Source organism: Pseudopedobacter saltans DSM 12145, assembly GCF_000190735.1.
In the GTDB taxonomy this organism is placed as follows: domain Bacteria; phylum Bacteroidota; class Bacteroidia; order Sphingobacteriales; family Sphingobacteriaceae; genus Pseudopedobacter; species Pseudopedobacter saltans.
The window spans coordinates 4,359,009-4,375,188 of the sequence record NC_015177.1; the positions used below are offsets into that span (position 1 = coordinate 4,359,009).

Consider the following 16,180-nt stretch of genomic DNA (forward strand, 5'->3'; position numbering starts at 1 on the left):
TGTGGAAAATGAGTTGTTGACATATGGTTTAGCACTGTTGGTGGGTTTGTTTTTAGGGCTAACAGGAGGGGGAGGTTCTATCTTAACAGTTCCAATTCTGGTTTATATCGCAAAAATAGAACCCGTTTCGGCTACAGGATATTCCTTATTTATTGTAGGGGTAACTTCGTTGATAGGTATGCTTAGCTATTTCAAAGAAAAGTTGGTAGATATTAAGCTTGCGGTGTTATTTGCAGTGCCATCTATGATAAGCGTTTGGCTTGTGAGACATTTTGTAATACATAATTTACCAGATACGATATTGTCGATAGGAGGATGGAGTCTAAGTAAAGATACTGCAATCATGTTTTTCTTTGCTGTTGTTATGATTTTGAGCTCGATTAAAATGATGTTTTTTAAAGAACAAACGCAAGGGCATATCCAATATATAGATCCCAATTTTAAAGCCGCGGTAATCGGAGGGATTATTGTAGGGGTATTATCGGGATTAATAGGAGCAGGAGGAGGTTTTCTGATCGTACCCGCAATTACGTTGTTTATGGGAGTTCCTGTTCACTTAGCTGTTGGTACATCTTTATTGATTATCGCTTTAAACTCGCTCGTTGGTTTTACGGGAGACTTTTCTCACCTGTCAGAAATCAATTGGTCTTACTTACTGGAGTTCTCATTATTTTCAAGTGTAGGAGTTTTGGTAGGCGTATATCTGGGGAAAAAGTTAAATCCAAAAAGGCTAAAATCGGTATTTGCATGGTTTGTAATGGCTGTGGCAGTAGTAATAATGTTTGATTTCTTTAATTAAAAAAGAATTAATACGAAGAGAATGTTTAGTGTTTGGTTTTTAATGTTGAAAGATGTCCGAAGTCGCGGGATAGCAGACTGGTTGTCGATAGACGATGATCGATAGTCTCTAAAATGTCTGAATGGCTGCTCCTGGCACATAGTAAATCTACTAATGATACCAATGAACTAATAACTACCAGGACAGATATTTGCCGAAGGCGTCAAAAAAACTAACTAATAAAAATAAAAGAGATGAAAGTAGAGCAATTATATACAGGATGTTTGGCAGAAGCTGCCTATTATATCGAGAGTAATGGAGAAGTAGCTATTATTGACCCATTAAGGGAGACAGCTCCGTATATTAAAAAAGCAGAGGCTGCCGGAGCAAGGATAAAATATGTTTTTGAGACGCATTTTCATGCCGATTTTGTGTCGGGTCATGTTGATCTGGCCAAAAGAACAGGCGCAACAATAGTCTACGGGCCAACAGCGTCACCATCGTTTGACGCATATATTGCGAAAGATGGAGAAGAGTTTAGGTTGGGAAACATTACGATAAAAGCTTTGCATACACCTGGACATACCCCGGAATCCACTTGTTATTTGTGTTTGGATGAAAACGGAGAGCAATATTGTGTCTTTACCGGAGATACACTTTTTATAGGTGATGTTGGCCGTCCAGATCTAGCGCAGAAATCTGCAAATAAAACAGAAGAGGAAATGGCAGGAGATCTGTATGATTCTTTAAGAACTAAAATAATTCCCTTGAATGATAATGTGCTGGTTTATCCTGCTCATGGTGCAGGTTCTGCATGCGGAAAGAATATGAGTAAAGAGACTTTTGATACATTGGCAAATCAGAAGAAAAGTAATTATGCGCTAAGTAATATCTCAAAAGAGGCATTTGTTAAGGAGCTTACCACGGGAATTTTACCGCCACCACAGTATTTCTCGAAAAATGCGCAGATGAATAAAGAAGGTATCGATTCTATTGATGCTGTGTTTGAAAGAGGGTTACACGCTTTGGATGCCGAGCAATTTGAACAAGCCGCTAACGAAACTGGAGCCTTGATCCTTGATGTAAGATCAGCGGAGGAATTTGCAAAAGGATTTATTCCAAACGCCATTTTTATTGGACTAGACGGACAATTTGCTCCTTGGGTAGGGGCTTTAATTACCGATTTACACCAGCCAATTTTGTTGGTGACTCCTGAAGGCAGGGAGGAAGAAACAGTAAAAAGATTGGCCAGGGTTGGATACGATTATACTATAGGCTATTTAAAAGGCGGATTTGCTACCTGGTTGGCTTCACGAAAAGAAGCTGATAAAGTAGATGAGGTAGAGGCACAGAAGTTTGGCGCATTGGCAAAAGAAAGCGAGCTGAATGTAATTGACGTTAGGAAGCCGGGAGAATATGAGGCTGAACATGTGGAAGGAGTAGGCAATAAGCCGCTTGATTTCATTAATGATTGGATGGGAGATATTAACAAAAATAACAGGTATTATCTGCATTGTGCCGGTGGATATAGATCGATGATTACTGCTTCGATTTTAAAAGCCAGAGGTTTTGACGATGTCGTGAATATTAAAGGAGGATATTCCGCTATCAAAAATGAATCAGGATTAAAAACTACTGATTTCTCGTGTCCATCAAAGAGAAACTAAATATGAAAAATATAATTGTAATATTCATCTCTTTGCTATTATGCAAAGTTTCAATAAGCAATGCGGAAGAGATTTTAGTGCCCCTTCCACTAGATTTAACAACATTTGAGAATGCTTTGGAAAGCGATTCATTTGTTGTACTTGATACAAGATCGGCTAAAGAATTTGCAGAAGGACATATCAGAAAATCTGTCTTTTTAGGGATTGATGGTTCTTTTGACACGTGGTTGTCTACTGCTATTCCTGATAAAAATCAATTCTTATTGGTTATTGCCAATGAAGGAAAAGAAAAAGAGATTCTACAAAAACTCGGAAAAAGCGGATATTTCCATGTTAAAGGGTTTCTGAAAGGAGGGATTGATACCTGGATTAAAGCGGGAAAAAAGCTTGATAAAGTAAAAGAAGCCGGAGCAGGAGATCTGGAAAAAGTAATCTCTCGTAAAAATAAACGGATAATTGATGTGAGAAAACCAGATGAATATCAACAAGGACATTTGATAACAGCTTTAAATAATCCTTTATCGGATCTTCCAGTTTGGGAGACGGAAATACACAATAAAAATACATTCTATGTCTACTGTGCTTCTGGATACAGATCCATGATTGCCGTCTCGTTATTGCAGCTGAAGGGTGCTAAAAATGTAGTAAATGTAAAAGGTGGTTATAAGGCTATCCAAGCAAATAAAAATTTAAAAATAGAAAGTAAATGATAGAGTTTTTAAGTAGGCCATGGCCATGGTATGTTGGTGGGGCCTTGGTAGGATTGGTTGTCCCTGCCTTATTATTAATGGGGAACAGATTCTTCGGAATATCGTCTTCTTTAAGACATATGTGCGCCGCTTGTATGCCGGCTAAAATTCCTTTTTTTCAATATAACTGGAAGAAGGAAAGCTGGAATCTGTTTTTTGTTTTTGGTATTTTTCTGGGAGGTATAATTACCGCTTTATTCTTTAAAAATCCTGAACCTGTGCAAATATCAGAAAGTACAAAAGCATATCTCATAGGATTGGGAATAAAAAACTTCAGTGGGATTCTTCCTGAAGATATTTTTGGTGTCGATCAAATATTTACATTAAAGGGACTGATATTTTTAGTTATCGGAGGTTTTATGGTTGGCTTTGGTACAAGATATGCCGGGGGCTGTACGAGCGGACATTCTATTATGGGAATTGCCAATATGCAGTGGCCTTCTTTGGTAGCTACCATTGCTTTTATGGTGGGCGGGATCATCTCCACTTGGTTTATTATTCCACAGATTTTTAAACTATTTTAAAATGGGAACGAAAGAGATAGAAAAAGCAAATCCGGAAACAGGAGACAAAGTGTCTTTTACTGCTAATTTCAAATATCTGGTGTTAGGTGTCTTTTTTGGAATTGTATTTATCAAAACCGAAGTTGTTTCCTGGTTTAGAATTCAGGAAATGTTTAGATTCGAATCATTTCATATGTTTGGAGTGATTGGAACAGCAATAGCTGTAGCTGCAATATCGTTGTTTATTATCAAGAAGTTTAAGGTGAAAACTTTTAGCGGAGACGATATTATTCTACATCCCAAAAAATTTAATAAAGGACAGATTTACGGAGGTTTGATATTTGGTTTGGGATGGGCAATCACCGGAGCGTGTCCGGGGCCAATCTTCGCACAGTTTGGCTATGGATATTTAGCTGTGGGTATTACCTTTTTAAGTGCTGTGGCGGGAACGTGGTTTTATGGATTTTTAAGAGATAAACTTCCGCTATAAAATGTATTTTTGATATACATGACCAGGTTTAAATTATACAGGCATTTCATTGCTATAGCACTTTTATTGATAGCAGGTTTCAGATTTGGGAAGACCAGAGGAATGTTATTAGTGATTGTAATTTATTTGGCATTAAATGTGGGTTCTATTGTAACGTTGATAAGGAAAATAAAATATGGGAAATTTTAAAGAAATTATAAATTCCGGAAAACCGGTTTTAGTGGATTTTTTTGCAGAATGGTGTGGTCCCTGTAAAGCGATGGCTCCTATTCTTGATGGTTTAAAAAAAGAAGTTGGAGAAGATGCTACAATTATTAAGATCGATATAGATAAGAATCAACAGGCGGCAAATGCTTTAAATGTTATGGCGGTTCCGACGTTGATTTTATTTAAAGATGGAGAAGTGAAATGGCGGCAAAGTGGAGTAGTGCCGGCGGGGGAGTTGAAGAGGGTTATTGATGCGAATAAATAATCATAAAAGGGACGTTTGGTCCCTTTTATGATTTAATTTCTTGTTCCAAATTGAAAAGGTATTGTAATACTCATTTTCTCGGGTTTGTCATTAACCGTTCCAGGGATCCATTTGGGGGATAATGCCATTACCCGTAAAGTTTCCTGATCTAAACTTTCCTCAAGTCCTTTCATTACCTTCAAATCTTTTATAGTACCATCTTCTTCAATATTAAATGAAACTACAACTTTTCCATTGATATTCTTTTGTCTGGCTTCTTCCGGGTATTTTAAATTTTCGAAAAGGAACTTGTATAAAGCATTAGCACCTCCGGGAAAAGCTGGGTCCGTTTTCTTCACAGTACCTGGCGTTAATGTGTCTACATTAATTAATTCCTCATTACTCTCCGGTCTTGATTTGATAGAGTTGCCAGGTAATTTTGACTCTCTGTTATTTAATTCATCGGGTTTTCGGTCGTTATTGTCTAACAGAATGTTTTTTTTAGTTTCCAAAAGTTGATTTAAAACCGCCGGTTCTATTTTTTTCATCACTTGCTTAACCGTATTATTTCTGCCAAGTACTGATGAAGATAACATTAACGCTACTATAAAAAGTGGCGTAGAAAGACCATATTTCAATATGGCCACTCTTTTTGATTTTTGCTTTTGTAACATCATAATTCTTTTTTTTAATAGTGATTGGTTAAAAAATGTATTGATTAGATTGTTATGATAAGGCATGAAAGTTTTCTCAAAGAGTAGTTTGGCATAATCGTCTTTGGCGATTCCATTAAGAATCATCTCCCGGTCGGCAATAAATTCATGCACTTCTTTAATCTGATTTTTGTATGAATAAACGATCGGGTTAAACCAGTTGAAAATCCTTAATAGTTCAAATAGAATTACATCAAGAGAATGTAATTGTCTGACGTGAACCATTTCGTGTGCGGTAATAATTTCCTTTTTATCATCTAATGAATCAGAAATCTGTATAAGCTTGAAGAAGGAAAATGCTCCAGGTATATTGCTGGCTTTTAATGTAAATAAGATCTTAGCCAGGTTCCAAACAAATCGGACGAAAAGGAAACCAGTAACAATAATATAAATTCCCAGCATGTAATCTCCAAGCTGCATTCCTGTAGATTGAGATTTTAATTGCAGACTATTATTAATTTGAAGTTCGATTTCAGCTAAACCATTATCTACATTGCTAGATCCAAAAAATGAATATATCCAATCTAACTTTATAAATGGAATTATAAAACTGGACACAGCTGCACTTAACAAATAAAATCTATTAAGTTGAAAAAAGGTCTCCTGTTTAAGTGCAATGATATAAAATACATAGAATATAGTAAGATAAACATTACTGAGTAGTATATAATTGGTTATACTCATGTTATTTTTCTTTTAGTTTTTCAATCAATTTTAGGATTTCATCTGCTTCCTTTATATCGATTTTCTGTTTTTTTACAAAGAATGAGAAAAGACTTTCTACAGAATTATTGAAATAATTGCTTAGCAGTTTTTCAGAGGCGAAGCTTTTATAAGCCTCTTCGCTAATAATTGGATAATATTCATGCGTCTTCCCATAGCTTTTATGTGAAAGAAAGCCTTTGGTCTCTAAAATCCTGATAATAGTAGATACGGTATTATATGCGGGTTTCGGTTCTGGTAATTCTTCTATTACATCTTTTACGAATCCTTTATCAATTTTCCAGATCACCTGCATAATCTGTTCTTCGGCTTTTGTTAACTCTTTGATGTCCATAGTTTATTAGTTATATCTCTTATATAAAGTTAAAACTAATTATTTAGTTGATTTAAATTATGATTTGTTAATTGGTTAAGAAATCAAACTTTATGTGGAAAAGACCTATATGCTGATGGTTTTTGTCGTTTTTATAATAAATTCTTAAATTGAGCTATTAGCTAAATATGAATAGTAGTTTCTTATAGACGGAAATTGTAGAGTTATAGCGGCTACAGATAGTGTTTTATAACTTAATTATTTTTGAAATGAAAAATATCATTATTACTACTTTGGCAATTTGTATTGGCTTGTTTATTAGTTGTGATAAATCAGACAACCTTGTAGAAAATTGTTATAAAGCCAGATTAATAAGCAATAACAGTACTTGTGGTACAGTTGTTCAAATTGTTGCTGGTAATCCGGTTCTACCACAATCTTTCTGGATGGAGGGAAATGGTATAAAGTATGAACAGGCTTATAGTACGAATATTATGTCTGAGGAATATAAAAATGGCAGCACTTTTTTTCTAAAAGTGAGTAATGTATCTAAGCCCGACCCTCAAATTATGCCAGCTGTTTGTGGTCCCTTACCCCAATATGCGATTGTTTTTGATTTAGTAGATGAAAATTGTTCTTTGCTGAAAAGTTCGAAGAGTGATTAAATATTAAGTCTTTAAACACTTTATTGCTGATTGTGTCTTGAAGGAGTTGTGAGAAAGGTTCACCTAGTGAATTATAAAATGGACTTGAAACCTCCTGTTTATTAATTAATCCGGAGTGACGCTATCGCTGAATACTTTGGACAGTTAGTGGCAGTGCCCTGTCAGCGATAAAATGCCATATGCGTTGTCACTCCTGTTGGGCGGAACAAGCTCTGAAGTTTTTCTATGGTCATTTGCAGATGCTTCGACAAGTTGGGAAGCCGGATAAAATATGGTTGACACGGCACAGTTTTTTTATGATTTGATACCAATATAAGCCGTCAAAAAGAAGATTAACGTACTGACTGGTAATTTATATTATAACACTGTTTGGTTAATACAATTTGCCACAGATGATTTTTTCCACTTCTAAAAGAAGCCGCACAAATGTTTAGATAATATTCCCACATGCGATAAAACTGATCATCATATTGATTTTTTATGGCGGGCCAGGCTATTTTAAACTTTCTTAACCATTCCATTAAAGTGTCGTCATAATAATGGCCGAAGTTGTGCCAATCCTGCAAAGTAAATTGTTTTTCGAATGCGGCGGATACCTGACTTGGGGATGGGATTACGCTGTTTGGAAATATGTACCGATCAATCCAGGGATCAGTTGTAATCCGATTTTCATTACCTCCAATCGAATGCAATAAGAAAATACCATCATTTTTTAGGTTACGGTGTACTACATCCATAAATACCGGATAATTTTTAGTCCCCACATGTTCAAACATCCCAATAGAAACTATTCGATCAAATTTTTCAGCGATATCCCGATAATCTTTTAGTTTAATTTCGACAGGGAGATTGGCACAACGCTTACTCGCTAATTCCGCTTGATTGGATGAGATGGTAACACCAGTAACTTGTACGCCATAATTTTGAGCAGCAAATTGAGCAAAGCCACCCCAGCCGCAGCCAATATCAAGCACTTTATGGCCGGGAGAAAGTTTTAGTTTTCGACATATTAAATCAAGTTTATTTTCCTGCGCCTGATCCAGATCTGAAGCTTTATTCCAATAAGCGCATGAGTACATCATATATTTATCAAGTATGTGCTCAAAAAGATTATTACCCAAATTGTAATGCTTTCTGGCTACTTTAGTTGCTCTTTTTAGTGATTGCCGGTTAAATAATTTTGCAGCAAGCACCAGACATATGGAATTAATGTTGGTTTTAACTTTCTTTTCTCCGCCGAACTGAATAATTCGATATAAAAAATCATCCAGAGCCCGGCAATCCCACCAGCCTTCCATATAAGATTCACCCAAGCCCAAAGAACCGTCTTTTAAAACTCTCTTGTAAAATCGATTGTCATTAATCTGAATATCAAATGGGTTTTCTCCATTGACGGTAATTCCGGCTTCGGTTAATGTTTGTTCAATAAATGACTGACTATTCATGGTAGATTTATAAAACAATAGGTAATAGGTAAAAGTTTGACTTCAATTTGTATTTTAGACTATCGGCATATATCATAATTGTAAGCACCTTAACACTTATCAGTTTATATGAGATATGCCTAAGTGCAAGTAAGGTGGGAGTATACTGGGAGTAAAGTGCTGGTATAGTGGGAGTAGCAATATAGTATGTCTTACCAGAAAAAGGCTATAAAGAGTTTATTTTAATTATAGGTTTGAGACTAAAAAGGGCACAAAGTTTTTATACTCTGTGCCCTTTGTGTATTTTTATTGCTCTTTGTGGTTAAACCACTTTAAGCTAAAGTGATATCTTTCTTATTCACCGGCATAGGAACTTTTACATAATAACCTGTTCCGTCGTAAGGTCTTTTACGAGGGTGTTCTTTACAAGAATCAGAACAACAGCCATCCATTTTCCATCCGCATTCCTCGCATTGGGTAAAATGTTCATTACATTCCGGATTCGCACAGTTGATCATTTTTGTAGTTTTAGTGCCGCAGTTATAGCAAACGGAAACAACTTCTGGATTAACCGAGTTTACATCTACCGCGATTCTATTGTCAAAAACATAGCATTTTCCATCAAAATCTTTCCCGCCAGTCTCTTTTCCATATTTGATGATACCTCCATGTAGTTGATATACATCTTTAAATCCTTCATGTAACAATAGTGCGGAAGCTTTTTCGCATTTGATACCCCCAGTACAATAAGTCAATATCTTTTTGTCTTTATATTGCGCCAATTGGTTAATCATAGCTGGGAAATCCCGAAAATTGTCAATATCTAAAGTTACCGCATTTTTGAACTTGCCCATCTTGTGCTCGTAGTTAGATCTTACATCTAAAATTACTACATCGTCACGATCCTTCATTTCCATAAACTCAACTGGTTCCAAATGTTTTCCAGTTTTCTTTGTAGGATTTATAATATTTGGATCTCGCAGACCTGAGTGTACAATTTCTGCTTTGTATCTGCAATGCATTTTCATGAAAGAAGGTTCGTCTACTTCATCTATTTTAAATTCGGTAGCATTAAAGCGTCCGTCCGCATAGATATAGTCCATGTATTTCTGGCATTGGTCTACTGTGCCTGAAACAGTTCCGTTTAAGCCTTCGTCGGCAATAATAATTCTTCCGGTTAAACCTAAGTTTTTACAAAATTTAAGATGATCTGCAGCGTACTGTTCCGCATCCTCGATGTGGCTATAACAGTAATATAAGAGTGTTTGGTAAGCTTTCATAAACCATTGATACTGCTGTAAACAGTGTTAAATGAGTTGCAAAAGTATCAAAAATCAGCTTAATGCTAAAATCACGAAGTATGATTTACGTCACTTTTTTGCTTCTCTTTCAATGTTTTCTCATCGGTAAGGTCCAGTCGCAAAGGAGTTATAGAAACAAAATTATTTTCTACAGCCCATCTATCTGTTCCTGGTTCTGCAGCCTCTAAAGGGATTACGGTAAACCAATAGTGCTTTCTTGCCATTGGGTCTTGTCCCGGAACAATTCTTCCATCATATAAACGTACAGATTGCTTAGTCCACATAATATCTATAGGATTAGAAGGAAAGTTTACATTATATAGTGCCAGCTCATTTGTATGCAGAAGCATTTCTAATGTTTTTTTGACATATGGGGCAAGTGCTTTAAAATCAGGTTCAGTCTTTCCTACAGGAGTACTCATCGCAATTCCTTTTATTCCAAAAAGAACTGCCTGTCTTGCCGCTGCCAGCGTTCCTGAGTGCCACATTGAATTTCCTAAATTAGGCCCCATATTTATTCCCGAAAGTACTACATCAACATGGTTCCATAAATGTGTTCCCATGGCTACACAATCCGCCGGAGTACCATTTACCCTGTAAGCTTCGACTGTTTTAAATTCGATCGGTGATTTCTTTACAGATAAAGGTCGGCTATGTGTTACTGCGTGTCCCATAGAAGATTGTTCTACATCGGGCGCTACCACTTTTACCTCGCCAAATTCCCGCGCTATTTCAGCTAAAGCATTAATTCCCGGGCTATATATACCATCATCGTTTGTGACTAAAATTCTCATAAGCAAGTAAAAAGTAATAAAATGTCGTTGTTAACAGAACAAGAATTAATCCAAAGTGTTATAGCTGAAAATTTATCTTAAGAAACCAGCGTGTTTAAAATGATAAAGTACGGTTAATAGCTGTTTTAAATATCAAGGGTTCGCCCGATAAATTGGGAATATTTAATATAAAAAAAGAATACATGAAACTAGCTATGTTATTGCATAATCCCAAAGCCGGAGATGAAAACCATTTAGCACAGGATATTCAGCATTTGATAGAAGATTCGGGATATGAATGTGAGTATTACTCAATCAAAGAAGAGGGTTGGAAAAAGGCGATGGATAAAGCAGATCTGATAGTGGTTGCTGGTGGAGACGGGAGTGTCCGTACGATTGCAAAGGAAATGATCACTCGTGGTGATAATGCAAAAAGGAGCCCTTTGGCTATTCTTCCAATGGGAACCGCTAACAATCTTTTTAGAACCCTGGGTGTAGGAAAGAGAAGAAAGGATGTGATGGAATTGGTGAGAGGTTGGAATTTTAGCGATAAAAAATCTTTAGATATCGGCCTGATTAAAATGGGAGATACCGAAGATTTCTTTATTGAAGGTGCGGGATTTGGTGTGTTTCCTAAATTGATAGATGCCATGCGGCATCTGGATAAACAAGCAAGTTCCACGAAAGACGGCGAAGTTAAATTGGCTTTGAGCAAACTGATTGAGATAGTCAAGACGCATCCAATAAATCATTTCCAGATAGAAACTAAAGAAGGGCAAGTGAAAGAGATTGAGTGTTTTTTGCTCGAGGTTATGAATATCAAATCTGTTGGTCCAAATTTATATTTGGCACCTAATTTATCCATATCCAATGGTTATTTTGATGTTGTTTATATTACCCAGGCGGAGCGGCAGAGATTTATTGTTTATCTGCAATCACTATTGGAAGGGCAACCTTTTGTTTATCCATTTAACAGCATAAGAACTTCGGAACTGACTATCAGAACAAAGGCAGACCAAATGATGCATGTTGACGACGAGTTAGTGAAAAAAGGCAGTGCCGAAATAACGTTTATGTCTAAGCGGGGATTTTTGGAATTTTTGCCTTAATCTAATCTTGTGTAATTAGATATATGTTATACTCTTTATTACGCTGTTTAATAATGATCTAATTTTTTAAATGGGTTTTGTAATTTGAAAGAGAACTTAAAGCCATGGTTCAGAAAACCATCATTGTCAAAAGAAAAGGCGTAATCTAATCTGGCACCCATTCTTTTTATACCTAAATAAAGTTCGTAATAAATGCCTTTATAAGGCTGGGTTAAAAATGCAGCGCCAGTTAATTCCTGGAGTTTTAATTTTCTGATCAAAGGGATACTTCCTAAGAATTTTGCATTATAATCGTGTTCCCAATGTCCTTCAATAAACTCTCTTTCTGTACTGTATGCATAATAATCCAGTAAGTGGAAGTTCTTTAAGCCTGGATTAAAGATTAAAGCCATGTTACCACCAAAATGTTTCCAGTCTGGGAAGTAGTTCACTTTTTGATTGAAGAACTTACCCGTTGATATAGAAAAGGAAGAATACCCCCAGAGTCCTAAGTTTAGTTTTTCTTGTTGAGCCTCAAATTCTATGTAGTCCCACTTTGTTTCGGAACCCAGAAAATTTGGAATTCCCTTTTTATAACTTAAAATCAAGCGGGGTGCCCGGGGAAGTTCATACATTTTAATTCCTTCGTTGGTAATATAGCTATGATTGAATGTGTAGACCAGTGTTCCTGAAAGCCTGAAAGTCGTATGGTCGGGAAAAAGTTTACCATTATCGTCTTTATCAAAAGGGTTATTGGATGTGAAATTTCTGTTTCTGATATTCCTTAAGCTATAATCAAACATGTTTGAAACGGAAATATTTCTGGAAAGTTCCAAACCACCCGAAAAGTATAGTCCATTTGAAAGTTCGCGACCCGAAGAAAAGCTCACATATTGTTTGCGGAACAGTTTCATGAAGTTCTGTTCAAATAGTAAAGTATTTAAGGAGTTGTTTACCGAGCTTAGTGACCCGTTGGGGTTAAGATCCCGATAGGTGCTGCCCAAACTTATATTGATAATTCCTCGCTTAAAGGGGCTGTAAAGCCAATTGAAGGCAAGGTCGGAATTGAACTCCTTGTTTTTAAAACCGTACCTGATTTCAGGTCTTATACTGTAATAGCTTCCATCTACGTCCTTATACTTGGTAAAACGAACTCCGTATGCAATACCCGGACCTTCTACCGTGTTATAAAAAAGTGCAGGAGCTATCGGATCAAAAGAAAGTGTATATTCTCTATAAGAGTTTTGAATTTTGAAGCTATTGAAAAGCAAAGGATATAATCTTTGGCTGATATTGAGTTTATCCAAGGAATCCAGATACTTTTTCTCGCCTTGTTTTTCTTTTAAGCTATCCTGATAGTGATAAGCTTCTGCTTCTAATGAAGTTAGGTATAAAGTACGTTTAGACTCTAATATTTTGTCTGATTTTCTATTCGGCTTTTCTATTATCAGAACCTCATGTTTTTTGAAAATATCATCCTCTGCAGCATTTTTAGAAAAATAACTGTAAGTGGCCATACAGGTACCACTGTATGCAAAGCCAAAATTCTTACCATAATAATGTATGGTAGTTTTAGATGGATAATAAAAGCTGTCTATCTTGATTAGATTCTGGCTTATTGTCAGAGAGTTAATCAAGCTTATTCCGCCGTTATCTCCCAGATTAAGAGATAAACTGCTGATTTGCATCGTAGAGGAATTGATATAGAGATATCCATAAAATCCCGGTTCAATGAAACTACGTGGAAAGATTCTAATTACATAAAAATTATTGCCGTTTTCGTCGTCGAAACTACGTTCGTAAATAAACTTATAATACTTTAGGGCATTTTTAGCAATTGGCGAAACATATTTTTTAGCACTAAATCCTTCCAGTTCTATATAATCTTTATTGAAATCTAAAAGCAAATCAGCAGCTCGGTTAAATTGCCATGCTTTTTTATAAGGTCCATAATTTTTGTAAGACTTTATCTCTTCTTTTATAGTAGAAGAACCATAAAAATAAATGTCGGAAATTGCTTCGTGTAAATACAGGACCTGTTTGTTTGAAGATCTTAATTTTAAAAGCTCTCTTACGTTTTTTCCAAGAAACCTTTTTGGTGCTCTATCCAGAATTAATGAGTTTTTCAAATAGGCACTTGCTTTTAAATCTAAATTTCTATGATAGTTGTTTTTTGCAATGGCTTGTCTGATGATACTGTCGCCTAATTCAGATTCACTTGTTCCCCATTCAGCAAGGGACTGAAGAGAAGAGAACAGTAAAAACAGCATGCACAATACTCTCATATCAAACGCAAATACATAAAGATAATAAACGCTTTTTCAAGATATGTATTTCTCTCTTAACGCTAAAACTAAAATGATTTTTAAAATTACAATTCGCACTTATTGTAAAATTCAAAACTAATAAGCCCGCTAATTGCTTTGTTTTTTCTTAAATTTGCATGTTATGCAATCTAAGATCGACTTATACACAACAGAAATACAGGGCTTTGAACCTAATACGGCAGATGAATTAGAAAGTTTCAGAATTAAGTTTTTAGGAACTAAGGGAATTATCAAAGATTTATTTGATGAATTTAAAGCTGTTTCACCGGAAGAAAAACGTGTTTTAGGAAAAGTTCTTAATCAGTTTAAGCAATTTGCAGAACAAAAGTACAACGATTTAAAAAGTACTTTTAGTGCAGAAGATGAAAACACGGGTTCTGATCAGGACTTAACGCTTCCTGGAGCAGGAATAGAACTGGGCGGCCGTCATCCCTTATCTTTAGTAAGAAAAGAGATCTTAGAAATATTCAAACGTTTAGGTTTTGTTGTTGCAGAAGGTCCGGAGATTGAAGACGATTGGCATAATTTCTCTGCGTTAAATTTCCCGGAAGAACATCCGGCAAGAGATATGCAGGATACCTTCTTTATTAAAAAGAATAGTGGTAGAGATGATATTGCATTACGTACGCATACTTCTTCCGTTCAGGTGAGATTAATGGAAGCGGGAAAACCGCCGTTCAGAGCGCTGATGCCGGGAAGGGTTTATCGTAATGAGGCTATTTCCGCAAGAGCACACTGTTTCTTCCATCAGATAGAGGGTTTGTATGTAGATGAACATGTTTCGTTTGCTGATTTAAAGCAGACTTTATATTATTTCGTACAGGAATTATACGGAGAAGGAACTAAAGTTCGTTTCAGACCTTCATTTTTTCCTTTTACAGAACCTTCGGCAGAAATGGATATTTCATGTACAATTTGTAAAGGAGAAGGCTGTCAGATGTGTAAACATAGTGGCTGGGTGGAAATTCTTGGTTGCGGAATGATAGATCCCAACGTATTAGAGAATGTAGGGATCGATAGTAAGAAATATTCGGGTTTTGCGTTTGGTATGGGAATAGAAAGGATTACGAATTTAAAATACCAGATAAAAGACCTAAGATTGTTTTCTGAAAACGATGTTCGTTTCTTAAAGCAATTTCAAACTGAGCTGATATAACAATGATGAGATATAAGGTACTACTGTTTATAACAGGTATTGTCTTGCTTTCTTGTGGAAAGGCGGATAATAGATGGTTTCCTTATGCATCTATAAATTTACAAATACCCATTAATGATCCTAGAATTCAAGGTATAAAGACTCCTGGAAATGGAATAGAAATAGGCGGAGGCGTTGGAGGGATTATCCTTTATAGAAAGTTAAGTGGCAATCGTGTGGTAGCATACGATAAGAGAAGCCCGGCAAGTTTGGATAAAGGATGTGATGTCAGAATTCAGGAGCCTTCTATAATAGCTATTGATCCTTGTGCAAATGTGACTTTTTCATTAGAAAACGACGGGACAGTTATTAAAGGAAATTACGCAAGGCCATTACAGCAATATAGCGTTTCAGAAGGTAACGGGTTAATTATGATTTACAATTAATGGAAGTAGATAAGATAAAAGAAAGTATTAAAAGGTCTGCTACCGAGCTTTTTAGAAAATACGGGTATCATAAGACCAGTGTAAATGAGATTGCAAAGCGGGCGAAAATTGCGAAGGCAACTATTTACAAGTATTTCGAAAGTAAAGAGTTGGTTTTGCATGCAATCCTAATGGATTATTTGCAGGTCAGCGTAAGTGAGTTGCTTCATAAAAATGTTGCCGAAACATCGAAGGAAGAGTATCTGAAAAGGTTGATATTAAGAGTAAGTAAATTGTCCTATACCATTTGTAATGAGTTTATAGGCTGGGACTTCATCAGAGAGTCTACCAATTCTCAGGAATTCCTGAAAAAGCTTTCCGATGAGCTGGAGCATTTGTTATATTCCGAATTTATGGCGGTAGAGGAACTTAATGATGATGAAACTTTTCCGGAAAGATTAAGTTTCCTAATTAAAGCCAGTAAAAGTATAATATTTTCGTTTGCATTTACTTCTGTAAGTGATGCTGACGTAAGAAAGAATTTTGTGTCTTTTCAAAAGGAAATTTTGCCTTATTTAGTAAAGGCAGCCTTATAAACCAAACTGGGAATAAAATGACAGATTTTATTTGTCGTTTATTTTGTTCTTTGGTAGTT

At 35.9% G+C, this 16,180-nt stretch carries 18 protein-coding genes; 12 read left to right on the plus strand and 6 right to left on the minus strand.

Annotation, left to right across the window (positions count from 1 at the left end; genetic code table 11):
• The first annotated feature begins 1 nt into the window (after position 1).
• From PEDSA_RS18340 to trxA, 7 genes are all read left to right on the plus strand, one after another.
• Complete coding sequence (locus tag PEDSA_RS18340; RefSeq protein WP_013634665.1) at positions 2-799, plus strand: sulfite exporter TauE/SafE family protein; 798 nt, start codon at positions 2-4, stop codon at positions 797-799.
• A gap of 233 nt (positions 800-1,032) precedes the next feature.
• Positions 1,033-2,445, plus strand: a complete 1,413-nt coding sequence (locus tag PEDSA_RS18345; protein WP_013634666.1) for an MBL fold metallo-hydrolase — start codon at positions 1,033-1,035, stop codon at positions 2,443-2,445.
• A 2-nt stretch (positions 2,446-2,447) separates the two neighbouring features.
• Positions 2,448-3,155, plus strand: coding sequence for a rhodanese-like domain-containing protein (locus PEDSA_RS18350; protein WP_052305808.1), 708 nt, complete (start codon positions 2,448-2,450; stop codon positions 3,153-3,155).
• Complete coding sequence (locus PEDSA_RS18355; protein WP_013634668.1) at positions 3,152-3,718, plus strand: YeeE/YedE family protein; 567 nt, start codon at positions 3,152-3,154, stop codon at positions 3,716-3,718. The genes PEDSA_RS18350 and PEDSA_RS18355 overlap by 4 nt, the downstream gene beginning before the upstream one ends.
• 1 nt (position 3,719) lies before the next feature.
• Positions 3,720-4,187 carry a DUF6691 family protein gene (locus PEDSA_RS18360; RefSeq protein WP_013634669.1) on the plus strand — a complete coding sequence of 156 codons (468 nt, stop codon included), beginning with the start codon at positions 3,720-3,722 and terminating at the stop codon, positions 4,185-4,187.
• A gap of 18 nt (positions 4,188-4,205) precedes the next feature.
• The gene (locus PEDSA_RS20320) at positions 4,206-4,376 is read left to right on the plus strand and encodes a hypothetical protein (protein ID WP_013634670.1); all 171 of its coding nucleotides are present in this window, start codon (positions 4,206-4,208) and stop codon (positions 4,374-4,376) included.
• Positions 4,363-4,659: a thioredoxin gene (gene trxA, locus PEDSA_RS18365; protein ID WP_013634671.1), complete on the plus strand. Its 297-nt coding sequence runs from the start codon at positions 4,363-4,365 to the stop codon at positions 4,657-4,659. The genes PEDSA_RS20320 and trxA overlap by 14 nt, the downstream gene beginning before the upstream one ends.
• 32 nt (positions 4,660-4,691) lie before the next feature.
• Here trxA and PEDSA_RS18370 read toward each other — a convergent pair whose 3' ends face one another.
• Positions 4,692-6,035, minus strand: coding sequence for a TonB family protein (locus tag PEDSA_RS18370; RefSeq protein WP_013634672.1), 1,344 nt, complete (start codon positions 6,033-6,035; stop codon positions 4,692-4,694).
• Position 6,036: 1 nt separating this feature from the next.
• Positions 6,037-6,408, minus strand: a complete 372-nt coding sequence (locus PEDSA_RS18375; RefSeq protein ID WP_013634673.1) for a BlaI/MecI/CopY family transcriptional regulator — start codon at positions 6,406-6,408, stop codon at positions 6,037-6,039.
• 248 nt (positions 6,409-6,656) lie between these two features.
• On the opposite strand from PEDSA_RS18375, the gene PEDSA_RS18380 reads away from it, so the two are divergent.
• Complete coding sequence (locus PEDSA_RS18380) at positions 6,657-7,052, plus strand: hypothetical protein (RefSeq protein WP_013634674.1); 396 nt, start codon at positions 6,657-6,659, stop codon at positions 7,050-7,052.
• Between the two features lie 332 nt (positions 7,053-7,384).
• On the opposite strand, the gene cfa is transcribed toward PEDSA_RS18380, so the two are convergent.
• The 3 genes from cfa to surE form a co-directional block, all read right to left on the minus strand.
• A complete protein-coding gene (cfa, locus tag PEDSA_RS18385; protein ID WP_013634675.1) occupies positions 7,385-8,497 on the minus strand; it encodes a cyclopropane fatty acyl phospholipid synthase in 1,113 nt (370 codons plus the stop codon).
• A 311-nt stretch (positions 8,498-8,808) separates the two neighbouring features.
• Positions 8,809-9,756: an oxygen-dependent tRNA uridine(34) hydroxylase TrhO gene (gene trhO, locus PEDSA_RS18390; RefSeq protein WP_013634676.1), complete on the minus strand. Its 948-nt coding sequence runs from the start codon at positions 9,754-9,756 to the stop codon at positions 8,809-8,811.
• 71 nt (positions 9,757-9,827) lie between these two features.
• Entirely contained in the window at positions 9,828-10,571 is a 744-nt protein-coding gene (surE, locus tag PEDSA_RS18395; protein ID WP_013634677.1) for a 5'/3'-nucleotidase SurE, read from the minus strand.
• Between the two features lie 182 nt (positions 10,572-10,753).
• On the opposite strand from surE, the gene PEDSA_RS18400 reads away from it, so the two are divergent.
• The gene (locus PEDSA_RS18400) at positions 10,754-11,659 is read left to right on the plus strand and encodes a diacylglycerol/lipid kinase family protein (RefSeq protein WP_013634678.1); all 906 of its coding nucleotides are present in this window, start codon (positions 10,754-10,756) and stop codon (positions 11,657-11,659) included.
• Between the two features lie 47 nt (positions 11,660-11,706).
• Here PEDSA_RS18400 and PEDSA_RS18405 read toward each other — a convergent pair whose 3' ends face one another.
• Positions 11,707-13,923, minus strand: coding sequence for a DUF5686 family protein (locus PEDSA_RS18405; RefSeq protein WP_013634679.1), 2,217 nt, complete (start codon positions 13,921-13,923; stop codon positions 11,707-11,709).
• Positions 13,924-14,086: 163 nt separating this feature from the next.
• Here PEDSA_RS18405 and pheS point away from each other — a divergent pair, with 163 nt between their 5' ends.
• Genes pheS through PEDSA_RS18420 form a run of 3 tightly spaced genes read left to right on the plus strand, consistent with a single transcriptional unit; the run spans position 14,087 to position 16,121 of the window.
• Positions 14,087-15,121: a phenylalanine--tRNA ligase subunit alpha gene (pheS, locus tag PEDSA_RS18410; RefSeq protein ID WP_013634680.1), complete on the plus strand. Its 1,035-nt coding sequence runs from the start codon at positions 14,087-14,089 to the stop codon at positions 15,119-15,121.
• Between the two features lie 2 nt (positions 15,122-15,123).
• Positions 15,124-15,546, plus strand: coding sequence for a hypothetical protein (locus PEDSA_RS18415; protein ID WP_041537157.1), 423 nt, complete (start codon positions 15,124-15,126; stop codon positions 15,544-15,546).
• Positions 15,546-16,121 carry a TetR/AcrR family transcriptional regulator gene (locus PEDSA_RS18420; RefSeq protein WP_013634682.1) on the plus strand — a complete coding sequence of 192 codons (576 nt, stop codon included), beginning with the start codon at positions 15,546-15,548 and terminating at the stop codon, positions 16,119-16,121. Before PEDSA_RS18415 ends, PEDSA_RS18420 begins: the two co-directional genes overlap by 1 nt.
• Positions 16,122-16,180: the final 59 nt, after the last annotated feature.